Source organism: Streptomyces sp. S186, assembly GCF_051603415.1.
Classification (GTDB): Bacteria; Actinomycetota; Actinomycetes; order Streptomycetales; family Streptomycetaceae; genus Streptomyces.
Window position 1 is genome coordinate 7,457,607 of the sequence record NZ_CP193932.1, and the last position, 17,079, is coordinate 7,474,685.

At 67.9% G+C, this 17,079-nt stretch carries 29 protein-coding genes; all 29 read left to right on the forward strand.

Going from position 1 to position 17,079, the window contains the following annotated elements:
* Positions 1-291 precede the first annotated feature (291 nt).
* The 29 genes from ACRAS8_RS32390 to ACRAS8_RS32530 all read left to right on the forward strand — a co-directional run bounded on the left by ACRAS8_RS32390 (position 292) and on the right by ACRAS8_RS32530 (position 17,040).
* Positions 292-723: a hypothetical protein gene (locus tag ACRAS8_RS32390; RefSeq protein WP_438489542.1), complete on the forward strand. Its 432-nt coding sequence runs from the start codon at positions 292-294 to the stop codon at positions 721-723.
* A gap of 5 nt (positions 724-728) precedes the next feature.
* Complete coding sequence (locus ACRAS8_RS32395; protein ID WP_438489543.1) at positions 729-1,007, forward strand: hypothetical protein; 279 nt, start codon at positions 729-731, stop codon at positions 1,005-1,007.
* 42 nt (positions 1,008-1,049) lie between these two features.
* Positions 1,050-1,259 (forward strand): hypothetical protein, encoded by a 210-nt coding sequence (locus ACRAS8_RS32400; RefSeq protein ID WP_438489544.1) that lies wholly within the window; start codon positions 1,050-1,052, stop codon positions 1,257-1,259.
* A gap of 19 nt (positions 1,260-1,278) precedes the next feature.
* Positions 1,279-1,482, forward strand: a complete 204-nt coding sequence (locus tag ACRAS8_RS32405) for a hypothetical protein (RefSeq protein ID WP_438489545.1) — start codon at positions 1,279-1,281, stop codon at positions 1,480-1,482.
* 73 nt (positions 1,483-1,555) lie between these two features.
* Positions 1,556-1,837, forward strand: a complete 282-nt coding sequence (locus ACRAS8_RS32410) for a hypothetical protein (protein WP_438489546.1) — start codon at positions 1,556-1,558, stop codon at positions 1,835-1,837.
* A 30-nt stretch (positions 1,838-1,867) separates the two neighbouring features.
* Positions 1,868-2,038: a hypothetical protein gene (locus ACRAS8_RS32415; RefSeq protein ID WP_438489547.1), complete on the forward strand. Its 171-nt coding sequence runs from the start codon at positions 1,868-1,870 to the stop codon at positions 2,036-2,038.
* Between the two features lie 75 nt (positions 2,039-2,113).
* On the forward strand, positions 2,114-2,308 hold the full coding sequence (locus ACRAS8_RS32420; protein ID WP_438489548.1) for a hypothetical protein: 195 nt from the start codon (positions 2,114-2,116) through the stop codon (positions 2,306-2,308).
* 86 nt (positions 2,309-2,394) lie between these two features.
* Positions 2,395-2,736, forward strand: a complete 342-nt coding sequence (locus tag ACRAS8_RS32425) for a hypothetical protein (protein WP_438489549.1) — start codon at positions 2,395-2,397, stop codon at positions 2,734-2,736.
* On the forward strand, positions 2,733-2,930 hold the full coding sequence (locus ACRAS8_RS32430) for a hypothetical protein (RefSeq protein ID WP_438489550.1): 198 nt from the start codon (positions 2,733-2,735) through the stop codon (positions 2,928-2,930). Before ACRAS8_RS32425 ends, ACRAS8_RS32430 begins: the two co-directional genes overlap by 4 nt.
* An 88-nt stretch (positions 2,931-3,018) precedes the next feature.
* Complete coding sequence (locus ACRAS8_RS32435; RefSeq protein WP_438489551.1) at positions 3,019-3,177, forward strand: hypothetical protein; 159 nt, start codon at positions 3,019-3,021, stop codon at positions 3,175-3,177.
* A 91-nt stretch (positions 3,178-3,268) separates the two neighbouring features.
* A complete protein-coding gene (locus ACRAS8_RS32440; RefSeq protein ID WP_438489552.1) occupies positions 3,269-3,487 on the forward strand; it encodes a hypothetical protein in 219 nt (72 codons plus the stop codon).
* Between the two features lie 36 nt (positions 3,488-3,523).
* A complete protein-coding gene (locus ACRAS8_RS32445) occupies positions 3,524-4,867 on the forward strand; it encodes a hypothetical protein (RefSeq protein WP_438489553.1) in 1,344 nt (447 codons plus the stop codon).
* A 5-nt stretch (positions 4,868-4,872) separates the two neighbouring features.
* Positions 4,873-7,029, forward strand: coding sequence for a hypothetical protein (locus ACRAS8_RS32450; RefSeq protein WP_438489554.1), 2,157 nt, complete (start codon positions 4,873-4,875; stop codon positions 7,027-7,029).
* Positions 7,030-7,273: 244 nt separating this feature from the next.
* Positions 7,274-7,480, forward strand: coding sequence for a hypothetical protein (locus tag ACRAS8_RS32455; protein WP_438489555.1), 207 nt, complete (start codon positions 7,274-7,276; stop codon positions 7,478-7,480).
* Positions 7,480-8,061 (forward strand): DUF6197 family protein, encoded by a 582-nt coding sequence (locus ACRAS8_RS32460; protein WP_438489556.1) that lies wholly within the window; start codon positions 7,480-7,482, stop codon positions 8,059-8,061. Before ACRAS8_RS32455 ends, ACRAS8_RS32460 begins: the two co-directional genes overlap by 1 nt.
* A 13-nt stretch (positions 8,062-8,074) precedes the next feature.
* Positions 8,075-8,614 carry a hypothetical protein gene (locus tag ACRAS8_RS32465; protein WP_438489557.1) on the forward strand — a complete coding sequence of 180 codons (540 nt, stop codon included), beginning with the start codon at positions 8,075-8,077 and terminating at the stop codon, positions 8,612-8,614.
* 336 nt (positions 8,615-8,950) lie between these two features.
* The gene (locus ACRAS8_RS32470) at positions 8,951-9,130 is read left to right on the forward strand and encodes a hypothetical protein (protein WP_438489558.1); all 180 of its coding nucleotides are present in this window, start codon (positions 8,951-8,953) and stop codon (positions 9,128-9,130) included.
* Between the two features lie 74 nt (positions 9,131-9,204).
* Entirely contained in the window at positions 9,205-9,507 is a 303-nt protein-coding gene (locus tag ACRAS8_RS32475; protein WP_438489559.1) for a DUF7739 domain-containing protein, read from the forward strand.
* 229 nt (positions 9,508-9,736) lie between these two features.
* Entirely contained in the window at positions 9,737-10,114 is a 378-nt protein-coding gene (locus ACRAS8_RS32480; protein ID WP_438489560.1) for an HIT family protein, read from the forward strand.
* Positions 10,111-10,599 carry a nucleoside 2-deoxyribosyltransferase domain-containing protein gene (locus ACRAS8_RS32485; RefSeq protein WP_438489561.1) on the forward strand — a complete coding sequence of 163 codons (489 nt, stop codon included), beginning with the start codon at positions 10,111-10,113 and terminating at the stop codon, positions 10,597-10,599. Before ACRAS8_RS32480 ends, ACRAS8_RS32485 begins: the two co-directional genes overlap by 4 nt.
* A gap of 87 nt (positions 10,600-10,686) precedes the next feature.
* The gene (locus tag ACRAS8_RS32490; RefSeq protein WP_438489562.1) at positions 10,687-10,866 is read left to right on the forward strand and encodes a hypothetical protein; all 180 of its coding nucleotides are present in this window, start codon (positions 10,687-10,689) and stop codon (positions 10,864-10,866) included.
* 383 nt (positions 10,867-11,249) lie between these two features.
* Entirely contained in the window at positions 11,250-11,906 is a 657-nt protein-coding gene (locus ACRAS8_RS32495) for a hypothetical protein (RefSeq protein ID WP_438489563.1), read from the forward strand.
* Between the two features lie 102 nt (positions 11,907-12,008).
* Positions 12,009-12,272 carry a hypothetical protein gene (locus tag ACRAS8_RS32500; protein WP_438489564.1) on the forward strand — a complete coding sequence of 88 codons (264 nt, stop codon included), beginning with the start codon at positions 12,009-12,011 and terminating at the stop codon, positions 12,270-12,272.
* Positions 12,273-12,690: 418 nt separating this feature from the next.
* On the forward strand, positions 12,691-12,969 hold the full coding sequence (locus ACRAS8_RS32505; protein ID WP_438489565.1) for a hypothetical protein: 279 nt from the start codon (positions 12,691-12,693) through the stop codon (positions 12,967-12,969).
* A gap of 83 nt (positions 12,970-13,052) precedes the next feature.
* Positions 13,053-13,379, forward strand: a complete 327-nt coding sequence (locus ACRAS8_RS32510) for a hypothetical protein (RefSeq protein ID WP_438489566.1) — start codon at positions 13,053-13,055, stop codon at positions 13,377-13,379.
* A gap of 15 nt (positions 13,380-13,394) precedes the next feature.
* Positions 13,395-13,853: a helix-turn-helix domain-containing protein gene (locus ACRAS8_RS32515; protein ID WP_438489567.1), complete on the forward strand. Its 459-nt coding sequence runs from the start codon at positions 13,395-13,397 to the stop codon at positions 13,851-13,853.
* Positions 13,753-15,342, forward strand: a complete 1,590-nt coding sequence (locus ACRAS8_RS32520) for a terminase large subunit domain-containing protein (RefSeq protein ID WP_438489568.1) — start codon at positions 13,753-13,755, stop codon at positions 15,340-15,342. The genes ACRAS8_RS32515 and ACRAS8_RS32520 overlap by 101 nt, the downstream gene beginning before the upstream one ends.
* A complete protein-coding gene (locus ACRAS8_RS32525) occupies positions 15,330-16,850 on the forward strand; it encodes a phage portal protein (RefSeq protein ID WP_438489569.1) in 1,521 nt (506 codons plus the stop codon). Before ACRAS8_RS32520 ends, ACRAS8_RS32525 begins: the two co-directional genes overlap by 13 nt.
* Positions 16,804-17,040, forward strand: coding sequence for a hypothetical protein (locus tag ACRAS8_RS32530; protein WP_438489570.1), 237 nt, complete (start codon positions 16,804-16,806; stop codon positions 17,038-17,040). The genes ACRAS8_RS32525 and ACRAS8_RS32530 overlap by 47 nt, the downstream gene beginning before the upstream one ends.
* The last annotated feature ends 39 nt before the right edge of the window (positions 17,041-17,079 follow it).

The window sequence follows — 17,079 nt, forward strand, 5'->3', positions numbered from 1 at the left end:
CCGCAGCACGACCGCGCCGACAGTCCTCCCGCTTTGCCGCCGCTTCCGCAGCGCATTCCTGGTGGTTCGTTGTGAGCGCGGACGACGAGACGCGTCGTCGTATCGAGTCGATCCGTAAGTCCGAGGCCGCCGCGCGTAAGGCTGAGGCCCTGCGTAAGGCGATTGAGGCCGCTCGCCGTTCCGGCCGTTCCTAGTCCCCGTGCCCCGGGATTGACCGCACGTCCCCGGGCACGGCCCCTTCCCGCACCACCCATCCCGTTCGTGCACCACTCGCCGAAAGGTTATGCCGTCATGCCGTACATCGAGTCTGCGCCGGCCGTTCTCGACGTTGTTGCCGAGGTGATTCGTTCTCATCGGAGGAGCCTCGGTGGGCGATTCGCGACGGAGTACGACTCCCGCTGTGAGGTCGTCGGCGAGTTCGCCGCTGTCGCGGGTGCCACCGTCGAGGTGCGAGTCGTCGTGAACTTCAGCAAGAAGCGGCTCGACTACGTACAGCCCGAGGAGCGCATGGTCCGGTTCGGGGCCGCTGCGCGGTGCCATGGGCATGGCTGCGTGGAGCCCGAGTATCAGGTGCCGTTCACCGATGACACGGAGTGGGACTCCGACGATTTGGTGGACCGCAAGACGGCGGAGGCGTCCCTGCCGGTTGTCCAGAGGGCCAGGGAGTGGGCGCAGTCCCACGCCGAGAAGTGCCGGGCCAAGCCGCGCCCGGCGGGGGAGTGACCGTCATGCGCGGAACCCCGACCGAGACCCACGTTCGCCGCGCCGAGAAGGGCGTCAACGGTAAGAGCCCCATGTATGGCTGGTCCGACCAGGACGGCCCGGCGAAGGCTGTGCCGCACGCCTTGCTCGCTCTGGTTACGGAGCAGCAGGCGACGAACGCTCACCTCGCCAGCATCGCCGACAGCCTCGACCGCATCGCTGCCGCGCTGAACAAGCCCGTCGATGAGCCCCCGGCCCCTGAGCCCAAGCGTCGTTTGTGGCTCCCCGCGCGCCGCAACGCCTGACCGGCCTTCCCGTCACCTGACATTTCCGAGAGGACCACTGCTATGTCCCGCTACCTGGAAGAGGCCGCCGACCTGCTGCGGAAGTCAGCCGCCACCAACGAGAAGGAGAACGCTGACTACAACAACGGCCTGATGAAGGGCCGTGAGCGGGTTGCCCGGGAGTTCGCGACGCTCGCCGCGATCGACAAGGGCCTGCTGCCCGCCGACGTCGTCCAGGACGTCCTCCGTGCCATCACCGACCGAACCGCCTAACCCCGAGAGGACCACTGCTATGTCCGTCATCGCCCTGACCACCCGCCGTTCGTCCTCCGACTCGGCGTACCGCTCCGACCTGATCGCCCGCTACGTGCGCGCCACCGACTGGGCCGAGGAGCTGCACCTGCTCGCCGAGGCCACCCGCTACGACCAGGCCAACCCGGGCGCTCCGTCCCTGGTAGATGAGTTGCACGGCGCTCGACTTGGCGACGCCGCCTGATGGCCGCCGGCGTGGCCAAGGTTGATGCCCGCACGGTCGGCGAGGTCCTGCAGCAGATGCCGCGCCCGCGGCCGTGAACCGCAAGCGCGGCAAGGTGCCGCTGTGGGAGCCCGGCTTCATTCCCGCCCCCGGCGACCTTTTGGACTGGCGAGACAGCCGACACTTCGACAACTGGCAAGACCTGCCCTGTGTGCTGTGTGAACGGCCCACGCCGATGCGCTCCCACGCTGGCGAGCCGGTGCACAAGACGTGCGCTGAGCAGTGGATCAGCACATATCCCGCCGAGGCCCGCCGCGGCGGCCGCTTCGCCTCGGACGTCCAGCCCAAGAACCGGCGTGACGACGACCACTCGTGACTCCACCACCAACAGCTGAGGAGAACTGACATGTGGAACGACCTGACCGGCGAGCGCAAGGACGCTGCCCGGAACCGGGCTGTCGGCCGTGACGAGCAGGTGGCGCGCCAGGAGGCCCGTGCCAACGAGATGGAGTCCGGTCGCGTGGTCGACCGCACTGACGCCGTGCTCGCGATCGTGCGCTTCGGCCTTCGCCGCTGAGCACCTGCCCGGCGCTCCGCCATCGGCGCGCTGGACGCACCACACCACCATCCATCCAGAACTGAGGGGAAAGTCATGGGTCTTGGAGACCACGTCGGGTCGAGTGGCGTCGTCACGAATCAGGCGCTGATCGCGACGCTGCAGGAGGAGATCGTCGCGTACCGGCGGGAGCTGAAGCTCGGGCGTCTGCCGCGGCGGCAGATGGAGGACCTGCAGCAGGCCATCGACGAGAACTTGGACCGGATCGCCAAGCTCAAGCGCCGCATCTGAAGCCGCCGTTCGCCCGCCCCAGCGATGGGGCGGGCGGTACCCGGCACACGGAAGTCATCATCCACACCACGTTCGAGGAGACCGTCATGACTGAATGGGAGTCGAACAAGCGCGGCGCGAAGAAGTTCGCCCGCGATGTTGTGCCCGGAAAGACCTACTACAGCATCCACACCGCGGCTTACCCGTGGGGTGATGAGCAGGTCTGGATGCCCTGGGAGTTCAACGACAAGCAGTGGTTCACCGGCGCCAAGATGGACGGCGCCGTGTCCGCCGAGGGGGCGTGCCTGCGCTACGGGCCGATGTACGACACCAAGCCGGGCCCTCACATCCGTCCGATGTTCGCGTGCGACGACGATCAGCTGTACGCGACCCCCGAGGACGTGCTGAAGGTCCGTGAGTCCCACCGTAAGAAGGCGGCGCGTCGGTGAGCGCGAAGCTCGGTGAGTTGATCGACGTGGAGGCGGCGACGTGTTGCAGGTGCCTCCTGGAATTCGTCGACGGCCGCTGGGAGTGCCCGTTGTGCGGCTGCTACCTGGTGGTCCTGGGCGACTGGGTGTCCTGCGAGCAGCAGTTGGTCATGGAGATCGTGACCGATGAGTGCTGCCGAGGACACAGCAACTGACCGCTCGCCGGTAGCCCTCACCGCCGGTACAGGACCGGCGGCGAGGGGCGCCAGACAGGCCCCGCATCCAACACGAGAGGAACCCTTCATGCCCTTGTTCCGGAAGAAGCACGAGACCGAGGTCTACGACGCCGGATTCGGTAACTGGAACTTCACCTGCTCCTGCGGTGTGCAGGGGCGCCCCGTCCGATCCCGCCAGGAGATGGAGACCAAGGCCCGCCTGCATCGCGATGCCGCTCGCCGCTGATCGGTAGCCCTCGGTCCGCGTCTCGCACGCGGGCCCTGGAGATCCGACGCAGCACCCCACCCACCTCACCTCTCCCTTGAAGGACTCCGTCATGCGTCTCGGCATTTTGATCGGTCTGACCCGAGCCCGGGTCGCCCTGATGATCGCCGGGCTGGCCTGGTTCATGGGCCTGTCCGCCCCGGTCGGCATACGCATCCTCATCGCGGGCCTGGTCCTGGCCGGCATCGCTGGCGACGGGGCCGTCGAAGACCAGCGCAGCAAGAAGACTCCCACCGCCGCCCCCCACGACGAATACGGCACTGCCGCGTAGACCGGCACCCCTCACCCCCGAAGGGACTGAACGACCATGACCAGCGAATACCGCTCCTGGGAGGAGCGTGAGGCCGGGGCGGCGAAGACACGCGCCGAGGCCGACCGGCTGAAGGCAGAGACGAAGGCGCTCGACCAGGCTGCCGAGGTCGGCGCCGCCAAGACGGAGACCAGCAGGCTGGCGGAGCAGGTGGAGCAGGCCAGGCTGAACCGTCAGCTGGCTGGCGTGCGGCGTGGTGCGAAGGCGGACGAGGAGCAGGCCAAGGCGAAGAGGCGCGAGGCGGCGGCCGACAGCGGCACCAGCTTCAAGATTGTCACCAACATCGTCCTCACCCTCGGGCTGCTTGCCGCGCTGCCCGCTCAACTCAGCTACTTCCTGGGGCTGCACCGCACGGGCGACACCAGCGGCGAGCCGGCGTGGTTGCTGTCCCCGGTGCCGTTCTTCCTCGAACTGCTTGCGTGGGTCGGGGTGCTGGGCACTCAGTGGGCGCACCGTAAGGGGCTGCCGCGGTGGCCGTTCTGGATCCTCACCGCCAGCCTCGCTTCGATCGCCGGCTACATCAACCTCACGCACGGCACCGGGGAGTACGGCTCGGTCGCCGGGATTGCTCTGGCAGCCACTTCGGTGATCGGCCCGATCCTCGCTGAGGTTCGGCAGGTGCTGGAGAGCCGGGCGGTGGCGGATGGCCGGAGTCGGGAGCAGCGGGCGAAGGACAAGGCGGCTGCCAAGCAGAAGGCGGCCGCGGAGCGCGAGGTTACGCAGCGTCACGCTTTGGAGGATGTGCGGCGGAAGGCGAAGTGGCCGCTTGTGTTCGAGGAGTATGAGCGGGTCGTTGCTGCGCACGCCATCGGGGCGATCACTCGTGATGAGGCGTGGAAGACCGCGTGGGACAACCTGCACATGCTCCCGGTTGGCATCACCGCGGGGACTCTGGCGGCTCGCGAGGTCGCCCGGCAGGCGATCGACTCGGTGATGTCGGAGGCCGATCGGACACCGGAGAGCGTCGCAGTCGACCTGTTCCTCGCGGACGTCTTCAACCCCTCCCGGGGGGATGGCGGAACGTCCGGTGGAGCGTGCGGGAAGGGCCCGCAGGGCGGCCCGCGTGGGGGTGGTGGCGGTTCGAAGGTCGCCCTTCCCGGGCGGCCGCCAGGAGGTGAAATTTCCCTAGGGCGAAAAGGGGAGCGCACGGGTCGGCGTGTCACTTCGAAGACCCCTAAGAAGCCGCTGACGGATGCCGACCTGAAGACGGTTCGGAACCTTGCGGAGTCTCTCGGAGACGCCTCGAAACTCACCCACTCGATGGTTAAGGCCGCAGTCGGTGGAGGTACAGCCGACTACCTCGTGCGCCTCCGCCGCGCCGTTCAGGAAGAGTCCCGGTGACTGTCATGAGCACCCACATCGCCACCCCCGACCACGGAGAGGAATCCGCCATGACGACCGCCACGGAACACCCTGCGCGGCCGACGCTGAGCCTCGTCAAGAACACCCCCATCGAGGGTGCGGTCGTCGAGCACCAGGGTGAGAAGCGCCCGGTGTGGATCCACTCGCAGAAGGCTCTGCGCCACGCGCTCGATAACCGTCTGTACATCGGCTGGTCGTTCCGCGGGTACCGGGAGCTGGGCCGGCGATGGCTGGAGGCACGGCGGGATGACCACCCGCAGCTGATCCGGTCGGCGAAAGGAGCGCTGAAGGCCGCGGCGGGCGACATGAACGCGGAGGCTGTGGCGAAGGAAGTGATCGAGGAGCGTCGGGCCGAGTACCGGCTGCACAAGCGTCGGCACTGGATCAGGACGGGCGGCTGGTCGACGGCGACCATCGCGGCCACTACCGCCGCCGCTGTCACGGGCGGTTTCGGAATCGACCTGCTGATGACGTGCTGCGCGATGGCTGTGGGGGTCTACCACGGGCGTCCGGGCAATGAAGGCGAGGCGGAGGCGCTGGCGAGCGTCCTGCCGGAGGCGCCGCCGAGGGAGGCGATCGAGGGGGCCCCGTCCCCGGCGGCACTTCCTTCGGCGGTCCAGGGGGCGGAGGACTTGATCACTGCGCTGGTCAAGGCCGGCATCATCGAGAAGTCCGAGCGTGATGAGACCAGCATCATCGGTGTGATCCGCTCTGAAGGGCCAGGCTGGACCGCCACGGTCGAGCTCCCGGGTGGAGGGACCGCCGTCGAAGCGATTGCGAAGATCGGGCCCCTGGCTTCTGCCTTGAAGGTCAAGGCGGGTCAGTTGGAGCTGTCCGCAGACACCAGCGAGGACGGCCACGAAGGGCAGTTCTCGATCTGGGTCGCCAACAGCGACAATCCCTTCGGGGAGGGCAAGACCCGCTCCGAGCTGGCCGCCGCCGACGTGTGGGACTTCTGGGCTGAAGGGGTACCACTGGGGCTCGACGCCCGGCAGACGCGCCGCTGCCTGGACCTGCTGTGGTCGTCGCTGCTGGTCGGCGGCCTCAAGGGGTACGGCAAGTCCTACCTCGCTCGCCTGATCGCGGCAGCGGCGGCACTCGACCCCTACGTGCGGATCATCGTGATCGTGGGGAAGAGCGGCCCCGACTGGGCCCCGCTGAAGAAGGTTGCCCACGCCTACGTCTCCGGCGCGACCCCGGACAAGCTCCGGCAGATCCACGACGTACTGGACGAGACCATCGCCGACATGCAGCAGCGCGGTGAAGACCTGGAGCAGCTGTTTGAGACCGACCCGGCCGCCTGCCCTGAGGGCAAGCTGACCCGGGAGCTTGCCCGTCAGCCGGGGCGCGGGCTCACGTTGTTGCTGGTCGACGAACTCCAAGAGCTGCTGCTGGCCGCCGCGATGACGAAGGTGAAGGTCGGGGGAGAGGACGAGGAGGAGGGCGGCGGCCGGGGACGCAGTGGTAAGCAGGTGCTGGTCGAGAAGTTCGCTCGGTTCGTCAACGTCACCCGGGCCGTTGGCGGCATGGGGCTGTTCGTCACTCAGCGCCCGGACGCGTCCAGCGTTCCCACAGAACTGCGGGATGTCTGCGACAAGCGTGCTTCCGCGCGGGTCAAGGGCGCCAACAGTGCACGCATGGTGCTGGGGGACGAGGTGGTCGCTGCCGGCGCCGCACCGCACATGCTCCGCGAGGTCCACCGAGGCGTCTTCGTCCTCGACGAGGGCGCCGAGTCGGGCCACGTCACCCTCAAGGCTGACGCCATCGACCTGCCGGAGTTCGGGAAGATCTGCGAGCGCGGACAACGGCTGCGCATTGAGGCTGGGACGCTCAGCGGCTTCGGGGCGCGCCAGGTACGAGCGGCTGTGGCTGCTGCCCGCGCCGCGGAGCTTCGGGTGGATGCGGTGGCGGTCTTCGATCAGCTCGCGGTGCCGGAGGGGCGGGGTCTGACCGCCGAGGCGATGGTTGATGCCTTGCGTGCTTCCTATCCGGATCGCTACGCGCAGATCGAGGCCGACGAACTGCGTGATCGCTTGAAGGCGATCGGCATCACGACGGAGAGAGTCTTGACGCCTGGAGACAAGCGGTTGAGGGGCTTTACGCGCGACCAGCTCCGAGTCGCTACTTCCGCGATGTCCTGATCCTTTGCCCCTGTTAGCCCCGTCCACTAGCCGTCCACGCCGCCTTTTCGTCCCTATATAAGCCGTTATGCACCCCGGACAGGCCCCGGATAGTGGCCCTTTCGGCCGGACGCGTGGACACCTGAGACCGACTCTGTCCACCCCCTGTCCGGGGTGCATACCAGGGCATAGCGCCCATTGTCTGTCCTCTGGACGGCCCGCATAAGCCACATTTCACCCACCGAGCAAGGAGGCTTGGTTCCCCATGTCCAAGATCAACCCGCGCACCCAGATGACCGATCAGCAGTGGGAGGCCCAGAACGGTGCTCTCCATCCCGACACCGCCCACGCCCGCGGCCTCTGCTGGCACTGCTCCGGCGTCGGCGCCCTCTACACCGCATTCGGCGGCGAACACGTCGAGGTCACCTGCCCCGACCGCACGGGCGATGGCAAGGCGCGGGTGAGCGCCTGATGTCCGCGCCCACGCTGACCGCCGCCGCTCTCGACCAGGCTGCCGCGTGCATCGCACCGACCCTGACCGACGAGCGAGCGGCGTGGGCGAGCATCGCCGCCGGCTACTCCCGCGAACTCGCCACAAAGACCACGCAGCAGCTCGTCGACGAGGTGCTCCGCGCGCTGCCCCAGCACGGTACCCGGCCCGCGGTCGACGTGCGGCTCCCCGGCCGCATCTCCCGCGCCATGCCCGACTGGGCGCACCGCACCCGCGCCGACCTGTCCCACAAGCCCAGCACTCAACTCGCCGTCACCGCCGAAGTGTTGCGGCGCTGGGGATGGCAGCAGAAGCCGCACAAGCTCCGCGACTGGCGCGGCCGGCGCTGCATCTGCGGCGCGATCTGCACCACCGTCGACGGCCTCGGCATCGGCTCTGTCGACTCCGCTCACATGGCCGCTGGCTACGTCCTCGCCGAGCTGCGGGGGAGGGGCTGGCAGGCACTCGTCGGTGATTGGAACCAGCGCGTCTGTCGCTCCGCCGAGCAAGCCATCGAACTCGTCACCGCCTCCCACCACCGAGCCCTCGCCGCAGGGCACTGACCGAAGGAAACCCGTGAACATAACCACCGACCGCCGCTGCCGGAACGCCCGCCGCCTTGAGCAGCGCATCCGCGAAATCGGCGTCCACGCCGGCCGACTCGCCGCACGCCACCTTGGCGGCCGTCTACCCCCGGTGGAGATAATCCTGACCGACGGGAACGGCGTTGCCCGCCTCATCCAGGACGCCGACCTCGCCCTCGCCGGCCACACGTCCTGGCAGCGTCGAGCGGTCGGCCGCGTGATTGACCGCTGGCACGCACGGCACGCCTTCGCCGCCACAGCCCTCACAGCTAGCGGCGCCCTGGTCGCCATCAACGTCTCCCACAACAGCGACCTCCGCGAACTCGACCGCACCCTCATCCACGAACTCGGCCACACCGTCCAGCTGTCGGCGCCCGGAGCCCGCAATCAGCACATCGCCTACCTCCGCCAGCAATACGGCATCACCACCCACAACAAAGTCGATCAGCGCGAATACGAGCGACTCATCGACGTCCGCGAACAACAAGCCACGAACCTCGAAGCCCTCGCCCGCCAACTCCCCAACCACTGAAAGGAATCCCCATGCCGTTGCCTGCCTGGATGAACTCACGTCACGGAGCTGCCCGAGACGACCGCGATGTATGGAACGGCAAGCCGTTGCCCTCTCGCCGAGTCCGACACGACGAGATCCACTACCGGATCTACGACGCACTAACCGGCACGCTTCTGAGCTTCAACTCGACGAACTTGCTGGACTCGCTCGCCGCTGACGTTCTCCGAACCCAAACCGAGCACCCAGCTGCCCGACTCCACCTCGTGCAGTACGACGGTCCCGCCTACTAACCCCCCGAGGCCCGCCGGAGCCGACACGGCGAGCCCCACCCAGCACCCGACAGGAAGGAACGACATGGGATCCGCAGACCGCTGGCCAGACCTCACCGGCAAGACCTGGGCGAACAAGACCTCGACGGAGATGACTGACGACGAGGTGAACGACGCCAGGGCCACGTTCGAGGCCGTCGGCCGGACCGACTACGAGGGCGAGTGGCTCCGCCGCCACGGACTGCCCGAGAACTACGGCGACTAGACCCCCGCCGGGGCCCGGCCGAGCCGACAGGCCGGGCCCACCGCCAACCCGCCCAAGACCGAAGGGAGCCCACCATGGGCTGGACCGTCTCGCACGGCGTTAACAACACCCGCTCCGCCACCACCATCCACAACCTCGCCCGGCACCTCGCCCACGTCCTTCCAGCTGCCGAATGGCGGGCGATCGAGCATGTCTTCGGCAGGCGCTCCGGAGACCCCTTTAAGGTGCCTCCCGTCGAGGCTGGACGTATCGCCGCCACCCTGCGCGCAGCCGCCAAGCACCGCAAAATGCCGGCTGACTGGGCTGGCCTTGCCCGCGAATTCGCGGAATCCGCAGAGCGCGCTGCCAGCGCAGGACAGCCCTGGAAGTGGAGCTGACACGCACAGGCAGCACATACGCCGAAGACGCTCCTCAGGCTGAGGCGAGTCGCTAAATGGTAGGGACGGCCGGCTCGCTGCCAGGCGACCGGCCGCTAACCCACTCACAGATCAAGAGACCACCATCTGGAAACAGGAAACCCCTTCCCCTGTCCAGGCATCGACGCAACGATGACCGAGTCGTCGGCCGCGACAAACCCATCCGACCCGTCCTGACCCGAGGTGTCCCATGACGTCCTGTGTGTTCTGCGCCATCGCGGCTGGCAAGGCACCCGCCACCATCATCCGCGAATGGCCCGACGCCCTCGCATTCCGTCCCCGCAGCGGCGGGGTGAACGACGGCCACATCCTTGTCATCCCGCGCACTCACGTCGCGGACGCCATCGAGGACCCGGACGTCACCGCCGACGCCGTGCGTCGCGCCGCGCAGTACGCGGCCGAGGTCGGCGCCGACTTGAACCTCATCACCAGCGTTGGGCCGGACGCCACGCAGACGGTCTTCCACCTGCATTGGCACATCGTTCCGCGCGCCAAGGCAGACGGCCTGCCGCTCCCGTGGACCCCGCAGCAGACCGCCCGCGCCGGCCAGAAGCGAGCCGCCGCATGAGTGTTCGCCTCGTCATGGCCCGCGAACCCATCCCGGCTGGCCCGTCCGTGTTCCTTGCCGGCCCCACCCCGGACAAGAGCGCCCCCGTCCCGTCCTGGCGTCCCACCGCCACCGCCGCTCTGGCCGCCCAGTGGACCGGCGAGACGCCGCTGACCGTCCTCAGCCCGGAGTCCCGCAACGGGCAGCGCGCCGACCGCTACGAGGACCAGGTCGACTGGGAGACCGCAGCCCGAGCCGCTGCTGACGCGATCCTCTTCTGGATCCCCCGTGACATGCGAGCCCTGCCCGGCATGACGACGAATGTCGAGTTCGGATTAGACGTATCCACTGGTCGGGCGGTCCTCGGCGCTCCGCCCAACTGCGCGAATCCCGAGAGGAATCGGTACCTGATCTACGTCGCGCGGCGGCACGGAGCCCCCGTGCGCGAGTCGCTTGACGATACGGTCGCCGCAGCTTTAGAGATCGTCGCCACCACCAAGCACTGATTAGTCTGCCCCACCGCTACGCGCCCGCGGTGGGGCAGACGTGCGCGCGGTGTTTAATGCCCGAGGAAGGGGCTCATCATGGGGTACTTGTACATCGTTGTCTTCGCATGGCTCCTCTACCTTGGGCCTGCGATCTTGTTATGCAGGAAAGTGGCCGAGAAGACCACGGTGAAGATGGGCTGGGCCTTTGCCAGCGGGCTGATCGGTCTCCCCATCGCCGTGGTGGTCATCGGCGGGGTGATCGAAGCTCAAGGGGCCGCTGGGTGAGTGTCATCGCGTTCGGAGCGCGTGCTCACCTAGACGCGCATTCCCCAGGGGCGATCAGGTTGTCCGCCGCTCTCGGCGAACCTCAGGGCGTGCCGTCGCGCGGGCCATCCACCGCCCCCGCCCCAGAACAATCGAGGGGCGGCCGAGAGGCGTCAGATCCAGAGCACGGCACAGGCGCTGCAGCTCAGCCGCAGCCACGGACTCGTCGTCCGCAAGCACCGTGTACACCGTCGCCATATCGGCATTCTGCCTCCACTGCAGCGCAGTTGGCGGAGAAACACGTCGGATTCACCCCGTCGGTAGGGGCCCGGGATTGTCGGGCACTCGCTGCACAATGGCGACAGCTCACCTCATAGCCCTGGCACCGCCGCGAGGAGCCCGCCATGAACCATCCCGCCGCCGAGGACAGTTACCAGTGGCCCGCGTGCACTGTCTGCCGCCGGGACCTATGGGAGAACGAAGTCGGCCGTCAGGCATGCCGGCCGTGCCAACGACGCTCCGACGCATACCTCGAAGTGCTCGCCGGATCCCACGGTCTGTACGCCTCCCTCGCCCTGGCCCTCGCCCCCGGTCATGGTGGCGGTGACGTTCGTGTCTCCGGGGGCGGTCGGACCGCGCCGTTGCCCCTCCGCCTCGGACCGCTCAGTTTGTCCGCCCGCGGTGGCGTCGTCACCATATTGCAGACCTGGCTCGTGGACTGGCATGAGCGCCTTGGCTGGACCCATCCACGTTGGCAGGGCGGCCTTCAGCAGCAGCTCGACGAGGTGGTGCGTGCTCTCCGGAACAACCTCGAATGGGCAGCCACCGAACACCCCGCGTTCCAGGAATTCGCCGCTGAGGTCGCGGCGCTCACCAACTCCTGCCGTCAGCAGGTGTCGGGGGAGCGTCCCGAGCGGCGCATTACCATCGTATGCCCCTGCGGCGGAACCATGCGCATCACCATCTCGACGCCCGGCACCCGATGCATCACCTGCGGCACTCAGTACACCCGGGCCGAAGTCCTTGAGCTGCCGCTCGCCAGCCGCGACATGGCTGCTTAGAGCGGCACTTGCGTAGTCGGTAGTTGAATGTCACACTGCCTCCAACGAAGCACTCGTGTGCCCGTAATTCCTGAAGCCTCCGATTCGTCGGGGGCTTTTTGCGTGCTCGAACTGGAGGTGCCCGTGCGTCTCGCCGAGATCCTGCCGGGGGACCTGGTTTTTGCTCACGAGGCCGCCGCGGCAACCGGAGTCCCGCAGCAGGTGATCCGCCAGTGGGCGGCGCGCGGGAAGATCCGACGCTTCTCCGGTGAACACCGCCTCACCGGCAACGGCCACGAGTACAAGACCATGTACGCACTCCCTGAAGTGCAGGAGCGGGCCCGCTCCTACCGAGCCACGCCCCGGCGCGGTCTGCGCGTCGCCTGACTCCTCGCGGGTGGTTGAGCTTTGTGGCGGCGGCTCCTACCCGCGAGGAACGACGCCTGCCGCATGGCAGGCACGGGGCCTTGAGCGCCATCCCCCGGCGTTCGGCACCCCGGTCCGCCCGGCTGACTCACGGCCGGGCGGACCCACACTCACCCGCTGCCCGAGGGACCGCGGCCGGGCAGCGGGCCATACACAGCAAGGTGACCATGACCGTCTCAGACCCCGTCGACCGCTGGCATCACGTCGACGCGCCGTTCACGCCTCTTTCCGAGTGGCAGCCGATTCCTGGCACATGTTCCCGCTGCGGCCAGCCCGCGCGGCTCGGCGAACGGCGCTGGTGGCACCAAGGACCCGCATGCCCCTCACGCGGACGCGCCGCCGAATTCATCCCAGACCGCCCCTCGCCAAGGAGAACGGAATGTCCGCCCTCGGAGACAAGCTCCACTCCCTCGTCACCCGCTTCACCACTGTCGGAAAGCGCGACGTAGAGGAGATCGTTACCGCCATCGAGCAGCACCTCGTCCCCGTAATCCGTGGCGCCGTCCACGACGCGCTCACCACCGTCGAAGCCGACGGCCGAAGCCTACTCGACCAGCTCAAGGCCGACGAGACCAAGCTCGCCACCGCGGTCGCCGCCGAGGTCGTCAAGCTCCTCGACCACACCCAGCAGCCGCCCACCACCGGAGATACGGCGTGAGCGAAGCACCCGCTCCGGACGCTGCCCCCGGCACGGCTCAACCGACCGGACCTACTTGCAACGCCTGCGGCAGCCGAGCCGCAGTGCAGTGGCAACGGCGACTGACCGACGCTGAATTCGCGGCGCACCTGGCGCTGGAGCAGCAGCGGCGTGACGAACGTCTTCGCCTTGCTGACCCGCAGCAGCCGGCCCCCGACTTCGGACCACTGCCCACCCCCGCCGACTGCGTCACCCCCGTCTTCGGCTGCGCCACGCACGCCATCACCGCGGACGCCGCAGCCCTCGTCCACCAGAAGACGTGTACGGCCCCCGACCCGGCCAAACTGCCCGGCTGCAACTGCACACCAGAGCCCGCACCGAAGCCCACCCCCGACCCCGAGCCGACGCCACTCCCACCCGGCTGGAGCTAGGAAGGGGGGCGCGCCATGGTCGCCTCCAAAGCCCAGCAAGCCGCGACGGCGGAACGCCGGGCGAAGGCCATCCGCATGAAGATCGACGGCGCTTCGTACAGCGAGATCGCCACTGCCCTCGGCTACTCCTCCCGCAGTGCGGCCCACATGGACGTCAAACGGTCCCTGGAGAAGCATGTCGTCGAGGAGGGCCTCGCCATCGAGGCATGGCGCGAGCTTGAACTCGCTCGGCTCGACACTCTCCAGCAGGCGATCTGGGGCAAGGCGATGTCCGGCGACACCCGGGCCATCGAAGCCGCGCTGAAGATCCTCGATCGGCGCGCCAAACTCCTCGGCCTCGACAGTGCCATCAAGTTGGAGGTGCTGACGGTCGATGCCCTCGACGCCCAAATCCAGCGACTTGAGGCCGAACTCAACGCCGCCGGAATCGCCCCTGCTGACAGCGAAGTTGGAGAAACTCCGCCGCCTCCGTGACCTACAGGCCGAGGCGCAGCGCCGCGAGTCCGAACGACTCCGGAAGATCGACGTATTCGGGATGCTCGGATACACGCCGACGGCGCGCCAGCAGGAGTTTCACGACGCCGACGAGTTCGCCGTCTTGATCGGAGGAGCGGCGGGCGGGGGCAAGAGTAAGGCCCTCACAATGGAGGCCATCCGCGCGTGCGTGCTCTACCCCGGGATTCGTGTCGGCGCGTTCCGCCGCACCTACGGGGAACTCAAGGAGTCGCTGCTCGCCGAACTGGCACAGGTTGGGTACGCGGGGGCACTCGGGGCGTCATGGAACGGCACCGAGTACGAGCTCCGGTTCCCTAACGGCAGCCTGCTGATGTTCCGGTATGCCGAATCCCTGAAGGACTCGACCCGGCGGCAGGGCGGCCAGTACCAGCTGCTGCTGTTCGATGAGCTGACACTCACGCCGCCGGATGTGGTCGCCTTCCTTGAATCCCGGCTGCGGACCGGGCGCGGCGACATTCCCGTGATCGGCGTGAGGGCCGGAACGAACCCTGGCGGCCCCGGCCACGGCACCGTCAAGCAGCGCTACGTTGATGCCACCGGCTACGGCGAGCGCGTGGTGGTCGACGAACGCGGCCGGACCGTGCGGTTCATCCCGTCCAAACTCGCTGACAACCCCCACGTCAACCGGGAGTACGCCGACGACCTCAAGGCCCTACCCGAGAAACTCCGCCGGGCATTCCTCGAAGGAGACTGGGAGTCGTTCATGGGGCAGGCGCTGAGCGAATGGCGCCACGACCGACACACCATCGCCCCGATCGCCCTGCCCACGTCGTGGCGACGCTACTGCGGCATCGACTGGGGCTACACCGCCCCATGGTGCGTGCTGTGGGCCGCCGTGGACGAAGACGGCCGCGTCTGGTTCTACCGAGAGCTGTACGCCACTCAGGTCGGCGAGGCCGAACAGGCACGCCAGATCCTCGCGGCCGAAGCCGACGACGAACAGGTGGCTGCCAGGTGGGCAGACGACTCGATGTGGGCCACCCGCGGTGACGCGAAGGCCGTAGCCGATGTGTACGCCGAGAACGGGGTGCCCCTAAGCCCAGCAGGCAAGGGGCCCGGGTCGCGTTTGGCTGGGCTGCAACGCTGGCACACCTACCTCGCCGAGGCGCCCGCCTGCCCCCACCACCGCGCCCAAGGCTGGGACACCTGCCCGAAGGTTCACATTTTCACCACCTGCACCAACCTGGTGCGCACACTCCCCGTCCTCCCACACGCGACCACGGGGAACCCAGAAGACGTCGACACCAACGCCGAAGATCACGCGTATGACGCCGGACGCTACGCCTTGATCAACATCGGGGGCGGGGCACGGTTCCACTTCCCCGAGCCCCAACCGGTCTCCGACGGTCTGCTCAACCCGAACGCGAACGGCAGCCGGCCAGCGCCCCCGAGGCAGACCATCGGCGGGTTCCCGATCCTGCAAGGGGGTGACCCATGGGCGCTCTGACCTGGCTGCGCGACACGTTCCGCCGCACCCCCACCCAGGAGACGGCACCTCTCAAGGAGACCCTGGAGGCGCCGACTCCCACTCAGGTCCGCCGCGTCGGCTACGAGTACGGCCTGCCGCTGAACGTACAGAACTCCTCGTCGCTGACCTCCGCCACCAGCGAACGCCAGCAGGTTCTCTCTCAGCTCCACCAGGCGTACATGTCGTGCAACTGGGTCTCCGCGAGCGTGGACTTGATCGCTCGGACTGTGACGGCTGGCGGCATCCAGATCGTCGCCGAGGCCACCCAAGGAGGGGGCACTGCCGAGGACACTCCGGAGGTTGCCCGGCTGCGCCGCCTCATGCGGTTCTGCAATCCGCGTGAGGACATGGTCCAGTTGTTGAGGAACGTCGCGACGGACCTGATGCTCTTCGGGGACGCGTACCTGGAGGTCGTGTACCTACTGGGCGAGCCGGTGGCCCTGTACACGCTGGACGCGACCACGATGACCGTGATCGCGGACCAGCACGGCGAGGTGTCCGGCTACATCCAGGACGTCGACGGCGTCCGCACCGCGAAATTCGATGCGGACCAGGTCATCCACATCAGCCTCGACGCGCCCCGCGGCGGCCTGTACGGCGTGTCCCCGGCTCAGAAATGCTTGTTGCCCGTGACGGCGTGGTTGTTCACTATGGCGACGCTGAAGGAGTGCTTCAGGAGGGGGGACCCGCCGCGGTTGCACGTCGACTTGGGACATCTCCAGGACGCGGACGTACAGAGGTGGCGGGAGCAGTACACGGTCTACAACCTGGGACCGAAGGCGGTCGGCACGCCGGTGTTGACCACCGGCGGCGCCGCCGTCGGGGTCCTCGACCAGCGCAAGGTGACCGACTACCTGGATGCGGACCGTCAGATGCGGGACCAGATCATCTCCGCATTCGGGGTTCCGCCGGCAAAGTTGGGCATCATCGAGACCGGAAACCTCGGCGGCGGCACAGGGGAGGCACAAGACAAGTCCTTCCGAGTCAACACGATCATCCCGGTGGCGAACCTGATCCTGGAGAAGTTGAACTTCCACTTGTTGCAGCAGGGCTTCGGCATCGAGGACTTCCACCTGGAGTTCGCCGAGATCGACTTCCGAGACTCGAAGGTTGTCGAGGAGATCCGCGAGATGCGGCTCCGCGCCGGCGCCTACACCCTGAATCGCTGGCGGGCTGAGATCGGTGAGCCGCCGGTTGATGGCGGCGATGACCCGATCTTCATGGAGCGCACGTTCATCGCCGACTGGGGGAACATGCAGGACTTGGCGAAGTCGTTCATCGTCAAGAACCTGGGTGCGGCAGCCCAGCAGCCCGGTAGTGCACCGCAGGACCCGAACGACCTCGCTCCGCCCGCATCCGGTGACGGGCCAAGCGACCCGGAAGACGGGCCGGGGCTGGCAAGAGACGCCGCGCAGGGCGAGCCGCCCGAGGAGATGTGGGATGACCTCTACCGTCGCATCCTCAACGAAACCCTCGCTGGAGTCTGAGCCCCTGCGCGGGCACACCGCCGAGCTGACGGCCGACCAACTCGGCGGGTTCGAGGTCCGCTGGTACGACCACAACGGCGGTCGGCGGGTAGGCCCGTTCGACCGCATGGACGAGGTAGCCCTCTACATGGCCGAGCACGACCTAGGCGCCCCCGACGAGCTACTCGCACCGGTTGATCCCGGGAGGTGACGACCATGGGTGCTGGACATCCAACGCGGGCGCAGGACG